This window comes from Acidiferrimicrobium sp. IK (assembly GCF_025499425.1).
In the GTDB taxonomy this organism is placed as follows: domain Bacteria; phylum Actinomycetota; class Acidimicrobiia; order Acidimicrobiales; family Palsa-688; genus Acidiferrimicrobium.
Genome location: NZ_JAIMCB010000011.1, coordinates 1 through 19,147 on the forward strand (window position 1 = coordinate 1; position 19,147 = coordinate 19,147).

A 19,147-nucleotide genomic window follows, 5' to 3' on the forward strand; every position below is an offset into this window, starting at 1 on the left:
CGCAAGCCCGCCCACCGCATCGCCCAGTTCGCCCTGGCCGTCACATTCCTGCTCGTCGCCAAACTCATCGACTGGCGAAACCGCTGGTCACCGGCATCAACACCAATCCGCTGAGCCTCTTAGTGGAGCTAAGGATACTCGGTGGTCGCTGCGCCGGCCGGTGAGTTTCGTCCTCGACACCTTCATCGCCTGGTACGGCTCTCGCTGAACTGACCTCCGCGGGCGTGGCCGGAGCGGGAGGGGGTAGTACCAGGCCACGAGCCGACAGAGGAGGCACGCGGATGGCAGACGGGATCACGGGCGGCACGCTCGGACGGCTGGTCGGAAAAGCCAAGGCCAAGGTCGGCGAGGTGACCGGCCGCGACGACTTGGCGAGGGAAGGCCGGCTGCAGGAGAGCAGCGCCGACGCTGCAGCCGAGGCCTCGGCCCGCCGGGCCGAGGCCGAGGAGAAGTCCGAGCAGGCCGACCTCACCGCCGAGCGCGACCGGCTGCTGATCGAGCGGCGCCGGCTGGAGGCGGAGCAGTCGGCGGCGGAGGCCGAGCGCGCCGCGGCGCGCGACGAGCAGCGCCGGTCAGCGCAGATCGCCGCCGAAGCCGCCGCCGCCCGCGAGGCGGTCGCTGCAGACGAGGTGGCACGGGAGCGGCAGGCTGCCGAGCGGCAGACCGAGGCGGAGGCCGCTCACGCCCGGACCGTCGCTGACGCCGACCGCCTGGAGCGCGACGCGGCCAACGCCGAGGCGCGAGCCGACGCCCTGGACCCGGAGGGCTCGTGATGGCGTTGCCGGCGCCCGCCCGCCGGGCGATCACCTTGTACCTCGACGCGCTGCGCCTGCCCCTGGAGTGCATCGCGCCGGTGCTCGGTCAGGGCGACGCGTCGTCGCCGCTTCGCAGCACGCTCGTTCGGGCCGACGCCAGCGCCCGGATCGCCATCGGGCGAGCGGTGAGCGACGCCGACTTGGTCGTCGACGGCCAGCGGAGGCGGGTCGCCGCCGACCAGCGGGCCGGAGCTGACGACCTCCGAGCCGGGGCGGCTACCGCCCGAGCGCAGGCCGACTCGCAGCTGGAGCGCCGCCGCGAGGACGAGCGGCGAGCCGTCGCCGCCGCCGAGCGTGACGCCGCAGCACGCGCCGCGCAGGTCGACCGAGCCGAGCGCCGGGCGGCCAGTGCCGCCTCGCAGGGCGCGCAGCGTCGCAAGGCCGCAGCTCGGACCACCCAGGCCCGAACCGAGGGGCGCCTCGACGCTGAGGCCCGGCGCCGCCGGCTTGACGAGATCGCCGCCGAGGAGGCGGCCCTCGCCACGCGGCAAGCCGCGGTGCGCAGCGAGCAGGAAGCCGAGCGCCTCGACGAGGCCGCGGCGAAGGTCAAGCGCGCCCGGCGTAACGGGACGGCCGAGCCCTCCTAGGCGAGGCGACCGGCCCGGCGGGGGCGCGCCGTCAGCCGCCCTCGCCCGTCGGCGCCGCCCGGCGGGCCGCGAACCACCCCGACAGCAGCTCGGAGCACTCGTCGGCCCGCACCCCGATGCTCACCGGCACCTCATGGTTGAGGCGAGGATCGACGCAAAGGTTGTAAAGCGACCCGACCGCCCCCGCCTTCAGGTCGGCCGCCCCGTACACCAGCCTTCCCAATCTGGCGTTCACCAAGGCGCCGGCGCACATCGCGCACGGCTCGAGCGTCACATACAGCGTCGCCTCACCTAGCCGCCATTTCCCCAACCGATCTGCCGCGGCCCGCAATGCCAGGATCTCGGCGTGCGCCGTCGGGTCCCGATCGGTCTCCCGCCGGTTGCCGGCCGACGCCACCACCTCGCCGTCGACCGCCACCACCGCGCCAACCGGCACCTCGCCGTTGCGTCCCGCCTCGCGGGCCTCCGCCAAGGCGGCGTCCATCAGCTCGTCGTCGACCACTCGACCGCGCACGGTAGCCCAGGCAGGAACCGCGCGGGTAGCCGGCGAACCTTGGCGGGTCCGGACGCGACGTCGGGTGGTCCTTCGGGGCGGCGCTGGGGCCGTCCGGTAGGAGCGCCCGGCTCGCTTACCCTCACGGGCATGCGTTGGCGGGTGCACGGCGAGACGGCCATCTACGACTCCCCGTGGGTGGGGCTGCGCCTAGCCGACGTCGAGCTTCCCGACGGCCGGCGCTTCGACCACCACGTCGTGCGCATGCCGCTGCCCGCGGCCGGGGTGGTCGTGACCGGAGCCGACGGCGTGCTGCTGCTGTGGCGGCACCGGTTCGTCACCGACACCTGGGGTTGGGAGATCCCGGCCGGGCGGGTCGAGGCCGGCGAGGACCTCGCCGCGGGCGCGGCGCGCGAGGTCCTGGAGGAGACCGGATGGCAGCCGGGGCCCCTCCAACCGCTCACCTCCTACCACCCCTCCAACGGCCTGTCCGACCAGACCTTCCATCTGTTCAAGGCTGACAGTGCCACCCGCGTCGGACCGCCGACGGACTGGACCGAATCGGAGCGGGTGGAGTGGCTGCCCGTCGAACGCCTCCGCCACGAGATGCAAGTCGGGAAGGTCTCCGACGGCCTCAGCCTCACCGCGCTGTGCTGGTGCCTGGCGTTCGGGCACCTGTAAGGCCGCCTTCCCCCCGGGCCCGGCGGGAAGGAGAGCGGGTCGGACGCGTCGAATGACCTCTCGTAACGACTGACCGGCCCGCACAGGGGCCGACGGCACGACAAACCGGGGGATTCCGAGGTTGGCCCGATCCGAGGTGGCCGCCGCCTGCCCTGGTCACCGCTGGAGGTGGCCCGGTGCGGCCGGCGCAATCGAGCGCAGGCTCCTCCGGTGAGCGCGACCGCCCGGTCCTTCGAGGCTCACCAGCGGGCCGCCAACCGCCGGACCTTGCTGCTCGCCGGAGCGGGCGTCGCGCTCGTCGCAATCCTCGTCGCGGCGGTCGCCGGGATGGTCCTGTCGTTCAGCGGTGCCTTCACCGACTACGTCGCGGTGACCGCCACCTTGCCTCCGGGCCAGCCCGTCGACCCCGGCGCGCTGGTGACCTTCCGCCAGGTCCAGGTCGGCACCGTGCAAGGGGAGGGGCGCACCACCAGGGACGGGTCGGTGGTGGTCACCTTGCACCTGACCCCCTCCAAGATCACCAACATCCCCTCCAACGTCAGCATCGCCGTCGCTCCCGCATCGATCTTCGGGGTGCAGTCCGTCGTGCTGACCCCCTCACCGGCCGCGGCCGGCCGCCTGCACGCCGGGGAGATGCTGGCCGCGGCGACGACCGGCTCGGCGTCGCTGCAGGGCACCCTGGCGGACACCAACCGGCTTCTCACCGGGCTGCACCCGGCCCAGATCGACACCACCCTCAACGCCCTCGGCACCGCCCTCCAGGGGCAGGGGCCCTCTGTCGGGCAGGCCGTCGACCGCCTCACCGCCTACCTGGACGGCATGATCCCCCAGCTGCCGACCTTCAACAACGACATCGCCTCGCTGGGCCCGGTGCTCGACGGGCTGTCCGCCGCGGTCCCCAACCTCCTCGCCACCGCCTCCAACTCTGCGACGGTCGCCCAGACCGTGACGGGCTCCGCCGCTGACCTCACCAACGCCCTCGGTCTCGGGAGGTCCGTCGCCGACCAGAGCACCCAGCTGCTCACGAGCATCGACGGGGCGCTCCACGCGTTCCTCACCAACTTCCTGCCGATCCTCGTCGACGTCCAAGCCAACCCCGACGTCATCCCCCAGACGCTCACCAACCTCAACCTGCTGGCGACCAAGCTGTTCCCGGCTCTGGAGCAAGGCCCCTACGTCAAGTTCGAGGCTGGGATCTTCCTCTCAAACCCGATGGACTCCCTCTTCGCCGGGAGCTTTCTGCTTCCGGCGCCCATCGCCAACTCCGAGGCCCAGTACGCCTTCGCGTCGCTGATGAACCCCCCGACCTACACCGCCGCTAACTGCCCGTCCTACGGCACCGAGAAAGGCCCCAACTGCGGCACCGCAACCGCCGCCGCCACCCAGGCCGCGGCGTCGCGCGGTGTCGCCACCACCGCCGTCGCCCCCGCCGCTCAACAACAAGTGGCCACCGCGCTTTTGTCGCAGGCGTCGGGCGCCTCGCCGGCGACCACCTCCCCGGCGGCCGCCGCCGTGCTCGGCTCGCTGCTCGGCAGCCTGGGGTCGGCATGAGCAAGGCGCTGGCGGGGATCGTCGTCAAGCTGGCCGTGTTCACCGCCGCGTCGCTCGTGCTCACCGCGGTTGTGGTGGCCAGCCTCCTCGATCTCGACACCTCCCCCACCCACCGCTACAAGGCGCTGTTCACCAACGCGTCGTCGCTGCAGAACGGCGACCCGGTGCGCGTCGCGGGCGTCAAGGTCGGGCGGGTCAGCTCCGTGTCGCTGCGAGGCAACGACGCCCTGGTCAGCTTCACCCTCGACACGTCCCAGCAGCTGCGCACCACGTCACAGGCGCAGATCGAGTTCGAGAACCTCTTCGGGCAGCGGAACCTGACCCTCACCGCCGGCTCCGGCGGCGGCCCTCTACCGCCCGGCTCCACCATCCCCGTGTCGCGCACCCAGCCGGCGCTCGACCTGACCGACTTGTTCAACGGGTTCCAGCCGCTGTTCCAAGCTCTCACCCCCGCCGACATCAACCAGCTGACCGCCAACATCATCGGCGCTTTCCAGGGGCAGTCGACCAACATCTCGGGGCTGGTCACCGAGACCGCCCGGCTGACCAACAACCTGGCCGACCGCAGCCAGATCATCGACCAGGTCGTCAGCAACCTCAACACCCTGCTCACCACCGTCGCCGGTCACGACACCCAGGTCGGCCAGTTCATCGACAGCTTCGCGTCGCTGGCAGGCAACCTGGCGGGGGAGCGAGGCCTCATCTCATCGGCCATCTCCAGCGCGTCGACCCTCACCGGCGGCCTCAGCGGCCTGACCGGCCAGATCCAGCCGTCCCTGCAGTCGTCGATCACCGACCTCACCGGCGTCACCGCCGCCATCGCGGCCAACCAGACCTCCCTCGACGGGTTGCTGCGGACCACCGGCGGCACCCTGACGAGCCTGAGCGGCACCCTCCAGAACGGGACCTACGCCAAGTTCTACCTGTGCAACCTGACGGTCAACCCGGCGAAGCCGCTCCCGTTGACGCTCGTCGATCTGAGCACGCTGATCAACGGGTTGACCGGCGCCGGCGGCGCGCTCCCGGCGCCGGTCGCGTCTCTCCTCACCAACCTGACCGGCAGCCTGGCGCCGGTCACCAACGGCATCAACCTCCCGCACGGACCGCTCGGCGACCCGAGCCAGCACACCCCGAACTGCCAGTGATGAAGCCCTTCCGCGAGCGCAACGTCAAAATCGTCGCCGTCGTCGCCGCCGTCGTCTTGGTGGCCGCGGTGCTGGTGGCGTTCAACTTCGGCCGGCTGTTCAACACCACCGACCGTTACTACGCCGACCTGGCCGACGCCGGTCAGCTGGTCAAAGGCGAGAACGTCGAGATCGCCGGCGTCAACGTCGGCACCATCAACGGCGCCACGCTGCAAGGCAACCACGTCGTGCTGTCGTTCAACGTCAAGCACGGCATCCCGCTCGGCTCGACGACGACCCTGCAGGTCAAGGTCCTCTCACCTCTCGGCCAGGAGTACATCCAGCTCGATCGCAGCGGCCCCGGCACGATGCGCCCGGGTCAGACCATCCCCATCGAGCGGACGTTCGGCTCGCCGAGCATCGTAGGTACCGTCACCCAGTTCGGCACCGAGGTGTCCCAGATCAACCAGCAGCAGCTGGCCAAGGCCCTCACCGTCGCCGAGCAGGACCTGGCCGGCACGTCGCCCTCGGCCACCGCGGCGGCGATCCACGGGCTCGGCGCGCTCTCCAAGGTCATCGCCGACCGGCAGGACCAGCTGTCCAGCCTGGTCGCCGAAGCCCAGCAAGTCACCGCCACCCTCGACGCTCACCAGCAGCCGCTCCTGACGCTGATCGGCCAGAGCACGCTGGTCCTGCAGGTGGTGGAGGCCCGCAAGACCGACATCGACAACCTCTTGGCGTCGACGCAGTCCCTCAGCCGGCAGGTCAGCTCGATCCTGACCGATCCGAAGGCCAACCTGAGCGCCCTGCTCGCCAACCTGCAGACGGTGTCCGGGGTCCTGGCCAAGGACTCGGCGTCGCTCGGCCAGACCATCCCGATCCTGGCCGGCTTCTCGAAGTACGTCACCAACGCCACCGGCAACGGCCCGTACCTCGACGCGGTGGCCCCGACGCTGCTGATCGCCGACAACGTCATCAAGGAGTGCTCCAAGCCGGGAGCCGACACCGATTCCAACGTCCTGACCGGACAGGGGTGCAAGGCATGACCCTCCTCGACCCGGCTCTCCGTCGCGGGAGCGGCCCCGGTCGGCTGCCGGCGTGGGTCGGGGGCCTAACCCGCCGCGTCGGGCTGGTCCCGCTCGTCGGCGGGCTGGTCGCGGCGATCGTCGCCATCGGAGCGCTGGGCGTGGTGGTGACCCGCGGCTCCGCCCCGATGCGCACCATCACCGCGGTGTTCGCCCAGGCGCCGGGCCTCTACGCCGGCAACCACGTCGAAGTGCTCAGCATCCCCGTCGGGTCGGTCACGTCGGTCAAGCCCGGCGTGAACGGCGTCGTGGTGACCATGAAGGTCAAGCGCAGCGTGTCGATCCCGGCCGGCGCGTCGGCGGTCCTCATGGCCCCGCAGGTGGTCAACGACCGCTTCGTTGCTCTCACCCCTGTCTACAACGGGGGCCCGACGATGGCCGACCACGCGGTCATACCGACGAACCGGACCGTGATCCCGATGTCGATCGACCAGGTGCTGGGCACCCTGGACTCGTTGTTCAAAGCCCTCGGGCCGACCGCCGCCGACCAGCAGGGGGTGCTCGCCAGCCTGCTCAACGAGCTGAACAGCCAGCTCAACGGGCAAGGCCAGCCGCTCCACGACACCATCGCCGCCGCGGCGTCAGCCGCCACCGGCCTGGCCGCGGACGCCCCGCAGCTCGCCGGGACCCTGGACAAGCTCAGCTCGTTCGTCAAGACCCTGGCCAACGACAGCTCCAACTACGAGCTGTTCACCTCCACCCTCGCCGGCGCCGCCAGCCAGCTCAACGGCGAGAAGACCCAGCTGGCGGGCGCCCTCTCGACGCTCCAGCAGACCCTGGCCCAAGTCGCCAACTTCGTGAAGACCAACGGCACGACCATCGGCGCCACCATCCGCAACCTCGACGCGGCCGCGGCGGCCACCGCCAGCCAGCAGGCCAGCCTCGGCCAGGCCCTGCAGCTGCTGCCCCTCGCCGGCCAGAACCTGCAAAACGCGGTCGGTCTCGACATGACCGACCCGGCCCACCCGACGCCGATCCTGCAGGCCAGGGTGACGGTCCCCACCGCATCCCAGGGGCTCGTCAAGCAAGTGTGCGGCTCGACGCTGCTGCGCACCGTCCAGCTGTTCACCATGCAGTCGGCCGCTCCGGTGCTGGCACCGATCTGCTCGTTCTCCGCGGCGGCCACCGCCCTCAACGCCGCTCCCGGAACGCCCGCCGCCCCCGACCTGTCCCTAGCCGCACTCATGGACGCGTCCAAGTGAGCGGGCGACGAGTGCGCCGCCGGATGGTCGCAGTGGCAGCCGGCGTGGCGGCCACGCTGACCCTGGGCGGGTGCGGGCTGAGCCTGCAGTCGCTGCCCCAGATCGGCGGCAGTGGTGGCGGCGGCTACACCATCCACGCCGTGTTCAGCACCGTGGCGTCCCTGGCCCCCAACGCCAAGGTCCGCGACGGCGACGCGGTCGTGGGCCGGGTGAGCGCGATCCACGCCCGCAACTTCCAAGCCGTGGTCGACATGTCGATCCAAAAGGGTCTGGTCCTGCCGGTGGGCACCACCGCCGAAGCTCGCTTCTCGACGCCGCTCGGCGACGAGTACATCGCCCTCACCGTGCCGAGCGGCCCGCTGGCGTCCAGGTCCAGGTTGGCGCCAGGCGCCACCCTCGACGAGGCGCAGACCCACGCCGCGCCGACCGTCGCCGACACGCTCGCGGCGCTGGCGACGGTCCTCTACGGCAGCGGCTTGGGGCAGGCCAAGACCATCACCACCGAGCTCAACCAGATCCTGGGCGGACGGGGCCCGGAGTTCCAGAAGCTGCTGAGCGACGTCAACGTGACGGTCACGTCTCTGGCCGGCAACGACAGCGGCATCGACACCGCGCTGGCTTCGCTCGGGAAGATCTCGGCGCAGCTCAACGGCGGGACCGGGTCGCTTGTCGCCGCGCTCGACACCCTGCCCCAAGCGGCGCAGACGATCGACGCCAACAACACGGCGCTGGCCCAGCTCCTCACCAGCATCAACCAGCTGACCCCGGCGACCCTGGCGGTCATCTCCCACAGCGGCGCCAACCTGGTGCAAGACAGCCGCCAGCTGGCCCCGGTCGCGGCGCAGCTGGCCACCATCCAGGGCCAGGTCGGCACCGACCTGGCCGACCTGCAGCGGGTCATCGCCGACGTCGGCAAGACCGCGCCGGCCGGCTACGTCCAGGGAGACTTCTCCTTCGACACCACCTACCCGGGCGTGGGGTGCGTCCCCCACATCGGCGTGAACCTGGCGGCCTGCAACCCCCTCTACCCCTCCTCCAACGTGGCCCCGGAGAGCAAGCTGGAAGCCGACCCGGCGACGCCCAACAGCCCGCCGGCCTCGGGCGGCTCGTCCACCAGCGCCGCCTCCACCAGCGCCGCTTCGAGCGGCCAGGCGGCAGGCGCCGTCACCGAGATGGAGGCGGCGCTCCCGTGATCGCCAAGATCGTCACCCGCCTGTTCCTGCTCGCGGCCATCATCGCCGCGGGCCTCGGCTACATACTCTTCGGAGTGCTCGGTTTCCGCCTGGGCGCCCAGCCCTACAAGGTGACCGTCAACCTGCCCCGCAGCGGCGGCCTCTACAGCGGGGCGTACGTGGCCTACCGAGGAGTGGACGTGGGCCGGGTCTCCGGGCTGTCGATCACCCGCGACGGCGTCGCCGCCAGCTTGACCATCAACCCGGGCGCCAGGATCCCGGTGGCGAGCACCGTCGCGGTCCGGGACCTGTCCGCGGTCGGTGAGCAGTACGTCGACTTCACCCCGACCGCCGCGGCCAGCGCGCAGTCCGGCCCCTGGTTGCACGCCGGCAGCCGCATCGCCGTCGGTGCCAGCGGCGTGCCGGTCAACCTGGAGCAGGTCCTCACCGACGCCGGCAACTTCACCAACAGCATCAACACCAAGGCGTTCGGCCAGCTGCTCGACAGCGTCTCCACGGCGGTGCAAGGCAGCGGACCGGATCTCCGCAACGCCCTCGACGCCACCGAGCGGCTGTTCTCCACCCTCGAGACGGTCCAACCCCAGACTTCCACGCTGATCACCTCCGGCCAGCAGCTGCTGGCCACCGCCAAGGTGACCAACCCCGACATCGCCAGCCTGGCGGCCAACCTGGCCGCCCTCACCGCGCAGCTAGACACGTCGAGCGGCGACATCAAGAGCCTCCTGGCCAACGGCGTGAGCGCCGGCGGTCAGCTGCAGTCGCTCCTCAACGCCGACAGCAGCGCGCTGGTGTCGCTGACCGCGCACTCCGCGACCGTGGCCAATGTCTTCGCCCAGCACGACCCGGCGGTCCAGGCCCTGCTGCAGGTGCTGCCGACGGTCACCGCCGCACTCGGGTCGACGGTCTCCAACGGCGTGGTCCACACCCACTTCTTCATCGACGACGCCGACCCGGTCTGCACCTACGCCAACGCCCCGCTCGGGGAGCCCACCGCCCGCAGCGCCCCGGTAGACCTGTCACGGACCTGCACCGTCTCGGCGCCCAACCTCCAGCAGCGCGGCTCGGCCAACGCCCCCCAACCGTGACCGGCGGGCGGCGAAGATCTGTGCGCTTGGCTAGACACACCACGGGGTAGGCACTCCGGGATGCCGGCGGGGGGCCGGCGTCGCGGGAGGTGGTAGCCGTGAACGCAGACGTCGGCCTCGAGGCCGAGCCACTCGACCGGGGGAGCGCACTGCGCTACGCCTCCGTGGCGGTGCTGCTCGGCGCAACGTTCGTCGGGCTGCTGTGGGTGCCGAGCTACGCGCGGGTGACCCCGACGCTCGACGGCATCCCGTTCTTCTACTGGTACTCGGTGCTGTGGCTGGTGGTCAACGCGATCTGCCAGGTGATCGCCTACCGGATCATCCACCGCCACCGGCCCGCCCGCCCGGCTGCGGGGGTGGCCCGATGAAGATCAGCACCGCCCTCGACGGGACCGCGCTGGCGGTCTTCCTGGTCCTCTTCGGCGTCGTCACCGTGGTCGGTTTCGCCGCGGCCAGATGGCGGCGGCCGGCCACGCTGAACACCCTCGACGAGTGGGGCCTAGGCGGCCGGAACTTCGGCGGGTTCGTCACCTGGTTCCTGCTCGGCGGGGACCTCTACACCGCCTACACCTTCGTCGCGGTCCCCGGCGCCATGTACGCCGCCGGCGCAGTGTCCGGGTGGTTCGCGGTGGCCTACACCATTTTGGTGTGGCCCCTCGTGTTCGTCCTCATGCCACGGCTGTGGTCGGTGGCCCACCGCCACGGGTACGTCACCGCCGCCGACTTCGTGCGTGGCCGTTTCGGCTCGCGGGGGCTCGGCCTGGCCGTCGCGTTCACCGGGATCCTGGCTTTGATGCCCTACATCGCCCTGCAGCTGGTCGGCATCCAGTCGGTCCTTCAGGTGATGGGCGTGGGTAACGGGGCGTCGGGCTTCGTGAAGGACCTGCCCCTCATCGTCGCGTTCGTCATCCTCGCCCTCTACACCTACACATCCGGTCTGCGGGCCCCGGCGCTGATCGCGTTCGTCAAGGATCTCCTCGTCTACGTCGTCGTCCTCGTGGCCATCACCTACATCCCGATCCGCCTCGGCGGTTTCGCTCACATCTTCGCGGCGGTGAAGGCCCACTCGGTCAAGCTGGCGGCTGCGGCCGCCGCGAAGCACACCGCGTCGGGCTTCGTGTTCGTCCCCGGCCACAAGCAGTACTGGGGTTACGCCACGCTGGCCCTCGGGTCCGCGATGGCGCTGTTCATGTACCCCCACTCGGTCACCGGGGTGCTGGCCACCCGCGAGCGCGACACCATCCGACGCAACACCGCAGTGTTGCCTCTGTACTCGCTGGCCCTGGCCCTCATCGCCCTGCTCGGGTACATGGCGATCGCCTCGGGTGTCACCACCACCAACGCCCGGCTGGCGGCGCCGCTGCTGTTCCGGCAGATGTTCCCGAGCTGGTTCGCCGGTGTGGCGTACGCAGCGGTGGCGATCGGCGCCCTCGTCCCGGCCGCGATCATGTCGATCGCGGCCGCCAACCTGTTCACCCGCAACGTGTACCGCGACTTGCTGCGACCCCAGGCCACCCCCTCGGAGCAGGCGCAAGTGTCCAAGCTGGTGTCGCTGGTGGTCAAGTTCGGGGCTCTGGCGTTCGTGCTCGGGATGAACACCCAAAACGCCATCAACCTCCAGCTGCTCGGCGGTATCTGGATCCTGCAGACCTTCCCGGCCGTCGCCTTCGGGCTGTTCACCCGGTGGCTGCACCGGTGGGCGCTGCTGGCCGGCTGGTTGACGGCGATGGTCTACGGCACCTACATCGCGTACGGCACCTCCACCCCGACCGTCCACCACTTCGCGGTGTCGTCGGCGAAGGCCCCGCTGCTCGGCCAGACCGTGTACATAGGCGTCACCGCCTTGGTCCTCAACATCCTCGTCGCCGTTGTCGGCACGGTGATCTTGAGGCTCGTGCCCGGCACTGTCGGAGCAGACGAGACCGGCCACGCGGACTACCTAGCCGACGCCGGCGACCCCGGCCTCCAGGCGACCCCGATCCTCCTGGACTAGCCGGCCGGCTGAGCCGGGGCTACCCGGCTCGAACCGCTCCTAGTAAGGGCAGGCGGGGTCGTCGGCGAGCGCATCGCCGGTAGCGGCGTAGGCCCGCGCCCGGGACCCGCCGCAGCGATCCGAGTACTCGCAGCTCCCGCACCGCCCCGGGAATTCCGCGGCCCGGATCGCCTGGAGCAGCGGGTGCTCGGTGTAGATGTCTAGGAGGCCCCGGTCGCGCACCGAACCGAGGGACAGAGGCAGGAAGCCGGCCGGATAGACCTCCCCGTCGTGGGCCACGAAGATGATGCCCTTGCCGTCCCGGGTGGCGATCGTCGGCGCCAGCACCCTTGACGTCGCCTCGCCGAGCTCCCCCCGGAGCCGGTCGCGCAGCTGGCGGTACAACGTTCCCAGCCCGAACTCCGCGGCGGGGTCGTTGCCTTCGGCCCCGTCGCGCAGGTCCCGGGCCCGGCGGAAGAACGGCGCCTCCACGGTGCGCACGGTCATGCCGTACTGGGCTGCGTCGACGAGGAAGTGGCAAACGTCCTCGTAGTCGCCGGCGGCGATCTCGCTGACGCGCTGACCACGGCCGACGTTGATGAGGAAGAACACCTCCCAGGTCCGCACCCCGTGACGGAAGATCAGCGCGGCGATATCGGCGAGCTCGTGGACATTCTGGGCCATCACCGCAGTGTTGATCTGGACCGAGAAGCCGTTCGCCTGCAGCAGGTCGATGGCTCGAAGAGTGTCTTCGAAGTGTCCAGGGATCTGCCTGACGTGCTCGTGGGTGCCGGCCACGGCCCCGTCGAGGCTTAGCGACGCGGTACGCACGCCGTTGTCTCGAAGCATCCGCAGCGTCGCCTCGTTGAGGCTGTCGGACACCGACGGGGAGATGGCGACCGGCACGCCGAGGCGGTTCGCGTAGGAGGTGAGCGGCCCGAGGTCGCTTCGCTGCAGGCAGTCTCCGCCAGTCAGGATGAGCACGGGAGTCGGCCGGTCGGTGGCGGCCAGCTCATCGATGAGCGCCATCCCCTCCTCGGTGGTCAACTCGCCGGGCGCCGGGGAAGGCTGGGCGGTCGCCCGGCAGTGGACGCACGCCAGCGGACACGCCTTGGTCATCTCCCAAAACACCAAGCGCGGTTTGCGGTCGAAGTTGATCGGCCGCCGCCCGCTGTGGCCGTGCGCGGGGTGGTCCACTGTTGGTTCGCCTGTCATCCGGCTCCCGTTTCGAACGCGCGCCCGCACGGTTGCGGGCCCGCCAAGGATGCCCCCGGACTGCCCGGCGCCGGTAGGGCCGGAGGTCTCCTTCTCGGGGGCAACCGGTCCCGGCTGGGGCCGGTTCCCGCCCCGGCTTGGCTGGGGACCTGGTTGTGCTTGGCCGGCGTCGACGGTGGGCGCTCGAGGCTGAGCGACGGCGAGGACAGATCGGTCCTAGCATCCGCTCGTGCGGATAGCGACCTGGAACTGCTGCTCGGGTCCGACCGTGCCCAAGCTGGAACGACTCGCAGCGCTCGGCGTCGACGTGGCCGTGCTCTGCGAGTCGCCGCTCCTCGACCCCCGGGCGCCCGGGACCGTCCCTGACGATCAGGCGTCGTGGGTGTCGGCCGGTGAGCTTCCGAAAAAAGGCGTCGCCATCGCCGGGCTGACCACGAAGGTGACCGGCCTCGATGCCCGAAGCGCCGGCCGGTGGACCGTCGCGGCCGCCACGAGCGGAGGGCCGGCCGTGCTCGGCGTCTGGAGCGCGCCAAGTGACGCCGGGGCCGCGGCCTACAGCGCCCAGGTCGTCCGCTCCCTCGACGCGTACGCCGACCTGCTGACCGCCGGAGAGATGATCGTCGCCGGCGACTTCAACATCGGCCAGCACATCCCGGCCAGAGAAGCCAGGGACTGGACGCTCAAGGCCCGGGCCCGCTGGGAGTCCCTCGGGCTGGTCAGCGCCTACCACGCGTTCACCGGTGAGCCGTTCGGCTCGGCGACCACCGCGACTTACTACCACCGCAGGAAGCAGGACCAGCCGTTCCACATCGACTACGTCCTGGTCCCCGCCGACCGGCTCAGCTCGCTCAGAGGCGTCGATATCGGGACATACGACGACTGGGTCGCCTCCCGGAGAAGCGACCACGTACCGGTGATCATCGACCTGGACTGGTGACGCTCCTGGCGGCCCCGCACCTGACGTGATCCGACCCTGATCCGACCCCAGAGACAGCGGGCCGGGCGCTGCCAGGCCTGCCCGTTCGGCCCACCGCTGAAAGCAGCGGGTCCCGTAGGGGCGGTAGTGCGGGTCGCCCGCCGAGGACTCGGCGTGCGCGGCCCGGGCCACCTCCCGCCGGCGGGTCCTGCGTCGGTGGGACGCCTGCACCACCCTCGGGAGGGCGTCTGAGCGAAGCGAGCGCGCCAACACCCCCGAAGCGCAACGCTTCGAGGATCACAGGGACCGCGATGACCGTCACCTCCGTCCCGCGTGCGACCGCCGACCGGAGGCCGCTGAGCATGGCGGCGATACCGCCGCTGTCGATGAAACGCAACCCCACGGCGTCAACTGTCAACGTGGCGGTCGCTGCGGTAGAGGTGACGGCGTCGGCCAGCGACTCCGACCCCTCGGCGGTGAGCTCCCCCGACAAGCGGAGCCGCGGCGAGGAAGGGTCCGACTCGTCGCCATCGATCCGTAACGTCACACCCGCCTCGGTGCTGGCCGCACCCCGACAAGTTACCGTCGCTCTTAGACCGGCGACGTCCCAAAGGGCCGTCCGCTACTGCCTGCGGAGCTCGATGAGGTAGCGCTGCGAGTGGCACACAAACCGGCCGTCTCGATGGAGCTGCCCATGCAGCGCCGCCAGTCGGTCGTAGTAGCGCTCCACCGTGAAGTCGGGGACAGTCCAGGGCACCTTGCGAAGGAAGTGCACGACCGCAGCGATATCAAAGAAGACAACCTCCAGGGCTTGCTCTTGGATCTGCACGAGCTGCAGGCCGGCCGCGGCCGCGTCGGCCGACGCGACCTGTGACGACCGGCTTGGGTCGGAGCGCTGCGGTCCCATGAGGAACTCGTACAGTTCCCGGTTCGATCCAGGCCCGACCATTTGGGAGAAGAAGGTGCCGCCCCGCTGCAGCACCCTGGCCACCTCGGGCCAGACGACCTCCACCGGGTGGCGGCTCGAGACCAGGTCGAAGGCCCCGTCGCCGAACGGCAACGCTCCATCGTCGGCGGCTCGCACGACCCCGACCCGGAGGTGGCCAAGCCTCCGGGTGGCGAGCGTGGCGTTCGGCGGCCAAGACTCGGTGGCGGCCAGTCGGAACGGTCGCTGCGAGGTTTGCTCCAGCGCCCAGGCGAACACCTCGCCGCCTCCCGTTTGGATGTCGAGGGCAGAGCAAGCCTGCTGCAGCCGGCCGGAGAGAAGCCGTGCGTATCCCCACGACGGCCGCTGCTCGGTCGCCCGGCCATGAAACCACGAGAAGTCCCAGCCCTCGACCGGCACGTCCAAGCCCTCGGCTACCAGCGCGTCGAAGTTCACTGACGGAGGCTGCATTCTCCGCTGAGACCACTGCAACCGTATTCCCTGCCCGATCAACCGTGTTCCCTGCCCGATCAACCGTGTGCAACTGCCGGAATAGATGACGCGTTAACTAGGGCGGTCCCCGCGACACCCACCAAAGGCTCGCCCGTGAACCGGACCCACCGCGTCAAAGGGAGCGGAGCCGTATCGTGCCGTGAATGAGAGCTTCCCTGGATCCGGTCGTGGCCAGAAAGACCTGGAGGACCGTCGAGCCGCTCCACGGAATGATCTACTTCGTTCCCGAGGCGGTCCAGCGCTACGCCGCTTTGGGACTGAAGGGTCGGTCCGGCTATTTCGCCTCTCGCTCGGCGGCGATGGGCCCCGTGGGAGCCGAAGCGATCGTCGCCACGTTTTTCAACTTCTGGCCGCCCCTGGTGCACAGCTCCATGGCAGACGTCTGGTCGACCACCGCACCAGAGCAGATCCTGCACGCTCGTTTGGAGGCAGCCGACGCCGCATTGCGCCGGGCGCTCGGTGACGCCGTCGGATCGCAAGCGCTGGCCCAGGCCGCGCGGCTGGCTCGGGTCGCCGCCGAGGCCGCTGGAGAACGGCCGCAGGGACGTCCCCTCTTCGCCGGTCATGCCAGCCTGCCCTGGCCCGACGAGGACCACTTGGTTCTCTGGCACGCTCAGACCATCCTGCGCGAGTACCGCGGCGACGGGCATGTCGCTGCGCTGTGCAGCGCCGGTGTCGGCGGCGCTGAGGCTCTAGTAATCCACGCCGCCACCGGCGAGGTGCCCGCGGCGGTCCTGCGCACCACGAGGGCATGGCCTGAAAGCGAATGGGAGGACGCGGTCGAGTCCGTCCGCTCCCGGGGATGGCTGGCTGAGGACGGGACGCTGTCGTCCGAGGGAGCGGCCCACCGCCAAGGCGTGGAGGACCTGACCGACGCGCTGGCTGTACACCCATACGCAGTTTTGGGGGAACAGTGCTGCAGCGAGCTGCGGGCTCTGGCCCGGCCGCTCAGCCAAGCCGTCGTGTCAGCCGGGATGCTCCGGCCGGCTACCACACTTGAGTGACGGCCAGCCGACACGGCGCGGGTTGTGGCAGAGCTGAGCCCAGGATCCGTAGGTATCCGGCCCGAGAACGCCGCAGCGTGGATGGCGGTCTCCTCGTCGGTGACTCCCGGCAGCCGGAGGCGCTCGCAACGGGAACGTGCGAGCCGAGGACCGGGCCGAAGCTGGCCCTGGCTCCCGGGTGCGCCCAGGCGCGGCGAACCCTGGCCAGAACTGCCTGGCCAGGGTTCCCACGGCGGAGAGGGTGGGATTTGAACCCACGGTGGGTTGCCCCACACACGATTTCCAATCGTGCCGATTCGGCCGCTCTCGCACCCCTCCGTGGACTGCGGGGAGCTAGGGTACCCTGTATCGGAGTGGCCTGGCAGCCGGCGCGGCGGTTGGGTCCTGCGCAACGATGCACCGTGAACCGGGTCAGGGCCTGACGGCAGCAGCTCTCAGCGGATCGCAACGTGTGCCGCAGATCGCCTGACCGCCGCGCCGACCGCCAGGCCGCTGTCGCGCCCACGCGGCTTGTCCGAGGCGGCCTCTCCTGAAGCCGAGGCGGCCTCTCCCGAAGCCGAGGCGGCCTCTCCCGAAGCCGAGGCGGCCAATGTGGTCGCGGCGGGCCGGCCGACCGGGCCGTCGGTGGCCTGTCCTAGGGTGGGCGGCGATGTCTGACGAGCCCGCCGAGGTCTCCTACCAGTCCCTCTACCGCCGCTACCGGCCGCAGCGCTTCTCGGAGGTGCGGGGCCAAGACCACGTCACCACCGCGCTGCGCAACGCGGTTCGGCAAGAGCGCGTCGCTCACGCCTACCTCTTCAGCGGGCCGCGAGGCACCGGCAAGACCTCGACCGCCCGCATCCTGGCCATGGCCCTCGACTGCGAGCATCCCGTCGACGGGGAGCCGGACGGCACCTGCCCGTCGTGCGTCGCCATCCGGCGCGGCTCGTCGATGGACGTGCAGGAGCTGGACGCCGCCTCCAACCGCAAGCTCGACGAGATGCGCGACCTGCTGTCGCGGGTGTCGCTCGGGACCGGGGGCCGCTGGAAGGTTTACATCATCGACGAGGTCCACCAGCTGACCCCCGACGCTGCCAGCGCCCTGCTCAAGACCCTCGAGGAGCCGCCGGCGCACGTCGTGTTCGTGCTGGCCACGACCGACCCGCAGAAGGTGCTGCCGACCATCCGCAGCCGCACCCAGCACTATGAGTTCCGGCTCCTCTCGGCCGACACTCTCGGGGGTCTCCTCAACGACGTCAACCAGGCCGCCGGCCTCGGCGTGGCGCCCGAGGCCATCGACCTGGTGGTCCGTCGAGGCCACGGCTCGGCCCGTGACGCCCTTTCGGTCCTCGACCAGGTGGCTGCCGCGGGCGAGGCGGAGGACGAGTCCTCGGCCGTCACCGACATCGTCGAGGGTCTCGCCGACCGGGACGCCGGCCGGGTGCTGATCGCGGTGGCGGAGGGCATGGCCGCCGGGCGGGAGCCCCGCAGGTTGGCCACCGACCTGCTGGAGCACCTCCGCAACGGCTTCCTGGCCTTGACCGCCCGCGGGCTGGTGCACCTGCCCGACGACGCCGCGGCGGTCGTGGAAGGTCAGGCCCGCAGGATGGGTTTGGCCGGAACCGTAAGGGCGTTGGAGGCCATAGGGCAGGCGGCCGCGGATATGCGCGACTCGGTGGATCCCCGAGTGACCCTGGAGGTCGCCTTGGTACGGGTCGCGGCCCCTGCGGCAGACACCGACGTGGCCGCGCTCGCGGCGCGCCTGGAGCGCCTGGAGGCGGCCATTGCCCACGGCGCCCCGAGTGCACCGGCGCCGGAGCTCCCCATCGCTCGCACTGGAGGCCGCCCGCAGCAACCGGCCGCCCCCGAGGCGCCTGCCGGGCCCGCAGTCCCGCCCTCCCGCCCGGACCCCGCCGCCCGGATGCAGGACGGTCCGGCGCGCCTCGAAGGACCGCCGACGGGCCCGGCGGACCCCGCTCCGCCACCGCCAGGGCAGCCGGGCACCCTCCCAGGCCAGGCCGTCGGCCCGGGCCAGGATGTCGGTACGGGGCAGGACGTCGCCTCGGGCCAGGACATCGGTGCCCGCCCCCGACCGAGCGGCCGGCCTCCGAGGACCGACCGGCCGGCCCGCCGCGACGAGCCCCGTCCCACCCTGGGCGCGCCGCCGCCGGCCCCCAGACCGGGGCCTCCCGGCCCGCCAGCGCCGGGAGGGGGACGGCCTTCCCCGCCCGGACCGGCATCCCCGTCGCCGCGCCCGACGATCGGCGCCCACCGGCGTGGCGGCGACGTCGTGCCCGGACCGCAGGCGAAGGCACCGCCGGTCCCGCCTGGGCCTTCCGGCACCGCGCGGCCCCGGCCCGAACCAGCGGCGCCGGCCAACCTCGGCGGCCCACTGCCCACCAGGGACCAGCTGACCAAGGCGTGGGGTGACACGGTGCTGCCGGCCTTGCCGGCCCGGGTCAAGGCCTACCTCTCCCAAGGCCGTTTCGTGGCGGTGGAGGACGCCGTCGCGGTGTTCGCCCTTCCGGACCAGGGCCTGCTGAGCAGGGCCGCGGCCGTCCAGGGCGACGCCGAAGCGGCGCTGGCCGCGCACTTCGCCCGGCCGGTCCCGCTCCGTCTGGTGCTCGACGACGGCGCCGCCCCGGCTCGCCCGGACGGACCGCCGCCAGAGCCGCAGGGGTCCGCCGACGACGACTTCTCGAGCTACGACATCGATGACCTCGAAGACGCCGGTCCAGGGGTAGTCTCGCCGGAGCAGCGCCTGCTGGAGGCGTTTCCTGGCGCCGAGGAGGTCACCCAGTGAGGGT

The 19,147-nt window shown here is 71.3% G+C and carries 18 protein-coding genes, 1 tRNA gene and 1 other RNA gene; 15 read left to right on the forward strand and 5 right to left on the reverse strand.

Features of this window, described 5'->3' with window-relative positions:
* Window positions 1-281 precede the first annotated feature (281 nt).
* Window positions 282-773 (forward strand): hypothetical protein, encoded by a 492-nt coding sequence (locus K6U06_RS17290; protein ID WP_262323211.1) that lies wholly within the window; start codon window positions 282-284, stop codon window positions 771-773.
* Window positions 773-1,402, forward strand: a complete 630-nt coding sequence (locus K6U06_RS17295) for a hypothetical protein (RefSeq protein ID WP_262323212.1) — start codon at window positions 773-775, stop codon at window positions 1,400-1,402. Before K6U06_RS17290 ends, K6U06_RS17295 begins: the two co-directional genes overlap by 1 nt.
* Window positions 1,403-1,433: 31 nt before the next feature.
* Here K6U06_RS17295 and tadA read toward each other — a convergent pair whose 3' ends face one another.
* On the reverse strand, window positions 1,434-1,904 hold the full coding sequence (gene tadA, locus K6U06_RS17300; protein ID WP_262323213.1) for a tRNA adenosine(34) deaminase TadA: 471 nt from the start codon (window positions 1,902-1,904) through the stop codon (window positions 1,434-1,436).
* 141 nt (window positions 1,905-2,045) lie between these two features.
* On the opposite strand from tadA, the gene K6U06_RS17305 reads away from it, so the two are divergent.
* The 9 genes from K6U06_RS17305 (at window position 2,046) to mctP (ending at window position 11,809) form a co-directional block, all read left to right on the forward strand.
* Window positions 2,046-2,576 carry an NUDIX hydrolase gene (locus tag K6U06_RS17305; RefSeq protein WP_262323214.1) on the forward strand — a complete coding sequence of 177 codons (531 nt, stop codon included), beginning with the start codon at window positions 2,046-2,048 and terminating at the stop codon, window positions 2,574-2,576.
* Window positions 2,577-2,786: 210 nt separating this feature from the next.
* A complete protein-coding gene (locus K6U06_RS17310) occupies window positions 2,787-4,127 on the forward strand; it encodes an MCE family protein (protein WP_262323215.1) in 1,341 nt (446 codons plus the stop codon).
* On the forward strand, window positions 4,124-5,272 hold the full coding sequence (locus K6U06_RS17315) for an MCE family protein (protein ID WP_262323216.1): 1,149 nt from the start codon (window positions 4,124-4,126) through the stop codon (window positions 5,270-5,272). Before K6U06_RS17310 ends, K6U06_RS17315 begins: the two co-directional genes overlap by 4 nt.
* Window positions 5,272-6,297, forward strand: a complete 1,026-nt coding sequence (locus tag K6U06_RS17320; RefSeq protein WP_262323217.1) for an MCE family protein — start codon at window positions 5,272-5,274, stop codon at window positions 6,295-6,297. The genes K6U06_RS17315 and K6U06_RS17320 overlap by 1 nt, the downstream gene beginning before the upstream one ends.
* Window positions 6,294-7,538: an MCE family protein gene (locus tag K6U06_RS17325; protein ID WP_262323218.1), complete on the forward strand. Its 1,245-nt coding sequence runs from the start codon at window positions 6,294-6,296 to the stop codon at window positions 7,536-7,538. Before K6U06_RS17320 ends, K6U06_RS17325 begins: the two co-directional genes overlap by 4 nt.
* Window positions 7,535-8,731, forward strand: a complete 1,197-nt coding sequence (locus K6U06_RS17330; RefSeq protein WP_262323219.1) for an MCE family protein — start codon at window positions 7,535-7,537, stop codon at window positions 8,729-8,731. Before K6U06_RS17325 ends, K6U06_RS17330 begins: the two co-directional genes overlap by 4 nt.
* A complete protein-coding gene (locus tag K6U06_RS17335) occupies window positions 8,728-9,816 on the forward strand; it encodes an MCE family protein (RefSeq protein WP_262323220.1) in 1,089 nt (362 codons plus the stop codon). The genes K6U06_RS17330 and K6U06_RS17335 overlap by 4 nt, the downstream gene beginning before the upstream one ends.
* A 98-nt stretch (window positions 9,817-9,914) precedes the next feature.
* The gene (locus tag K6U06_RS17340; protein ID WP_262323221.1) at window positions 9,915-10,184 is read left to right on the forward strand and encodes a DUF3311 domain-containing protein; all 270 of its coding nucleotides are present in this window, start codon (window positions 9,915-9,917) and stop codon (window positions 10,182-10,184) included.
* A 2-nt stretch (window positions 10,185-10,186) separates the two neighbouring features.
* A complete protein-coding gene (mctP, locus tag K6U06_RS17345) occupies window positions 10,187-11,809 on the forward strand; it encodes a monocarboxylate uptake permease MctP (protein ID WP_410051079.1) in 1,623 nt (540 codons plus the stop codon).
* Window positions 11,810-11,848: 39 nt separating this feature from the next.
* Here the strand turns inward: mctP and K6U06_RS17350 are convergent, their stop codons facing one another.
* Window positions 11,849-13,003, reverse strand: coding sequence for a TIGR04053 family radical SAM/SPASM domain-containing protein (locus K6U06_RS17350; protein WP_262323223.1), 1,155 nt, complete (start codon window positions 13,001-13,003; stop codon window positions 11,849-11,851).
* Window positions 13,004-13,232: 229 nt separating this feature from the next.
* Here K6U06_RS17350 and K6U06_RS17355 point away from each other — a divergent pair, with 229 nt between their 5' ends.
* Window positions 13,233-13,940: an endonuclease/exonuclease/phosphatase family protein gene (locus tag K6U06_RS17355; RefSeq protein ID WP_262323224.1), complete on the forward strand. Its 708-nt coding sequence runs from the start codon at window positions 13,233-13,235 to the stop codon at window positions 13,938-13,940.
* Here the strand turns inward: K6U06_RS17355 and K6U06_RS24805 are convergent.
* Together K6U06_RS24805 and K6U06_RS17360 are read right to left on the reverse strand one after the other, a co-directional pair.
* A complete protein-coding gene (locus K6U06_RS24805) occupies window positions 13,921-14,466 on the reverse strand; it encodes an STAS domain-containing protein (RefSeq protein WP_410051075.1) in 546 nt (181 codons plus the stop codon). The two genes, K6U06_RS17355 and K6U06_RS24805, sit on opposite strands and share 20 nt — an antisense overlap.
* 75 nt (window positions 14,467-14,541) lie before the next feature.
* Window positions 14,542-15,315: a methyltransferase domain-containing protein gene (locus K6U06_RS17360; RefSeq protein ID WP_410051076.1), complete on the reverse strand. Its 774-nt coding sequence runs from the start codon at window positions 15,313-15,315 to the stop codon at window positions 14,542-14,544.
* A 185-nt stretch (window positions 15,316-15,500) separates the two neighbouring features.
* Here K6U06_RS17360 and K6U06_RS17365 point away from each other — a divergent pair, with 185 nt between their 5' ends.
* Window positions 15,501-16,361: an SCO6745 family protein gene (locus K6U06_RS17365; RefSeq protein WP_262323226.1), complete on the forward strand. Its 861-nt coding sequence runs from the start codon at window positions 15,501-15,503 to the stop codon at window positions 16,359-16,361.
* A 233-nt stretch (window positions 16,362-16,594) separates the two neighbouring features.
* On the opposite strand, the gene K6U06_RS17370 is transcribed toward K6U06_RS17365, so the two are convergent.
* Window positions 16,595-16,679: transfer RNA gene (locus tag K6U06_RS17370), tRNA-Ser, on the reverse strand.
* 57 nt (window positions 16,680-16,736) lie between these two features.
* On the opposite strand from K6U06_RS17370, the gene ffs reads away from it, so the two are divergent.
* Window positions 16,737-16,835, forward strand: an RNA gene (ffs, locus tag K6U06_RS17375) — signal recognition particle sRNA small type.
* Between the two features lie 175 nt (window positions 16,836-17,010).
* Entirely contained in the window at window positions 17,011-19,143 is a 2,133-nt protein-coding gene (gene dnaX / locus K6U06_RS17380) for a DNA polymerase III subunit gamma/tau (RefSeq protein WP_262323227.1), read from the forward strand.
* Window positions 19,144-19,147 lie beyond the last annotated feature (4 nt).

Coding starts and splice junctions, on each gene's coding strand:
- K6U06_RS17290 (WP_262323211.1), top strand. CDS start 282: ATGGCAGACGGGATCACGGGCGGCACGCTCGGACGGCTGGTCGGAAAA.
- K6U06_RS17295 (WP_262323212.1), top strand. CDS start 773: ATGGCGTTGCCGGCGCCCGCCCGCCGGGCGATCACCTTGTACCTCGAC.
- K6U06_RS17305 (WP_262323214.1), top strand. CDS start 2,046: ATGCGTTGGCGGGTGCACGGCGAGACGGCCATCTACGACTCCCCGTGG.
- K6U06_RS17315 (WP_262323216.1), top strand. CDS start 4,124: ATGAGCAAGGCGCTGGCGGGGATCGTCGTCAAGCTGGCCGTGTTCACC.
- K6U06_RS17320 (WP_262323217.1), top strand. CDS start 5,272: ATGAAGCCCTTCCGCGAGCGCAACGTCAAAATCGTCGCCGTCGTCGCC.
- K6U06_RS17325 (WP_262323218.1), top strand. CDS start 6,294: ATGACCCTCCTCGACCCGGCTCTCCGTCGCGGGAGCGGCCCCGGTCGG.
- K6U06_RS17350 (WP_262323223.1), bottom strand. CDS start 13,003: ATGACAGGCGAACCAACAGTGGACCACCCCGCGCACGGCCACAGCGGG.
- K6U06_RS17360 (WP_410051076.1), bottom strand. CDS start 15,315: ATGCAGCCTCCGTCAGTGAACTTCGACGCGCTGGTAGCCGAGGGCTTG.
- K6U06_RS17365 (WP_262323226.1), top strand. CDS start 15,501: ATGAGAGCTTCCCTGGATCCGGTCGTGGCCAGAAAGACCTGGAGGACC.
- dnaX (WP_262323227.1), top strand. CDS start 17,011: ATGTCTGACGAGCCCGCCGAGGTCTCCTACCAGTCCCTCTACCGCCGC.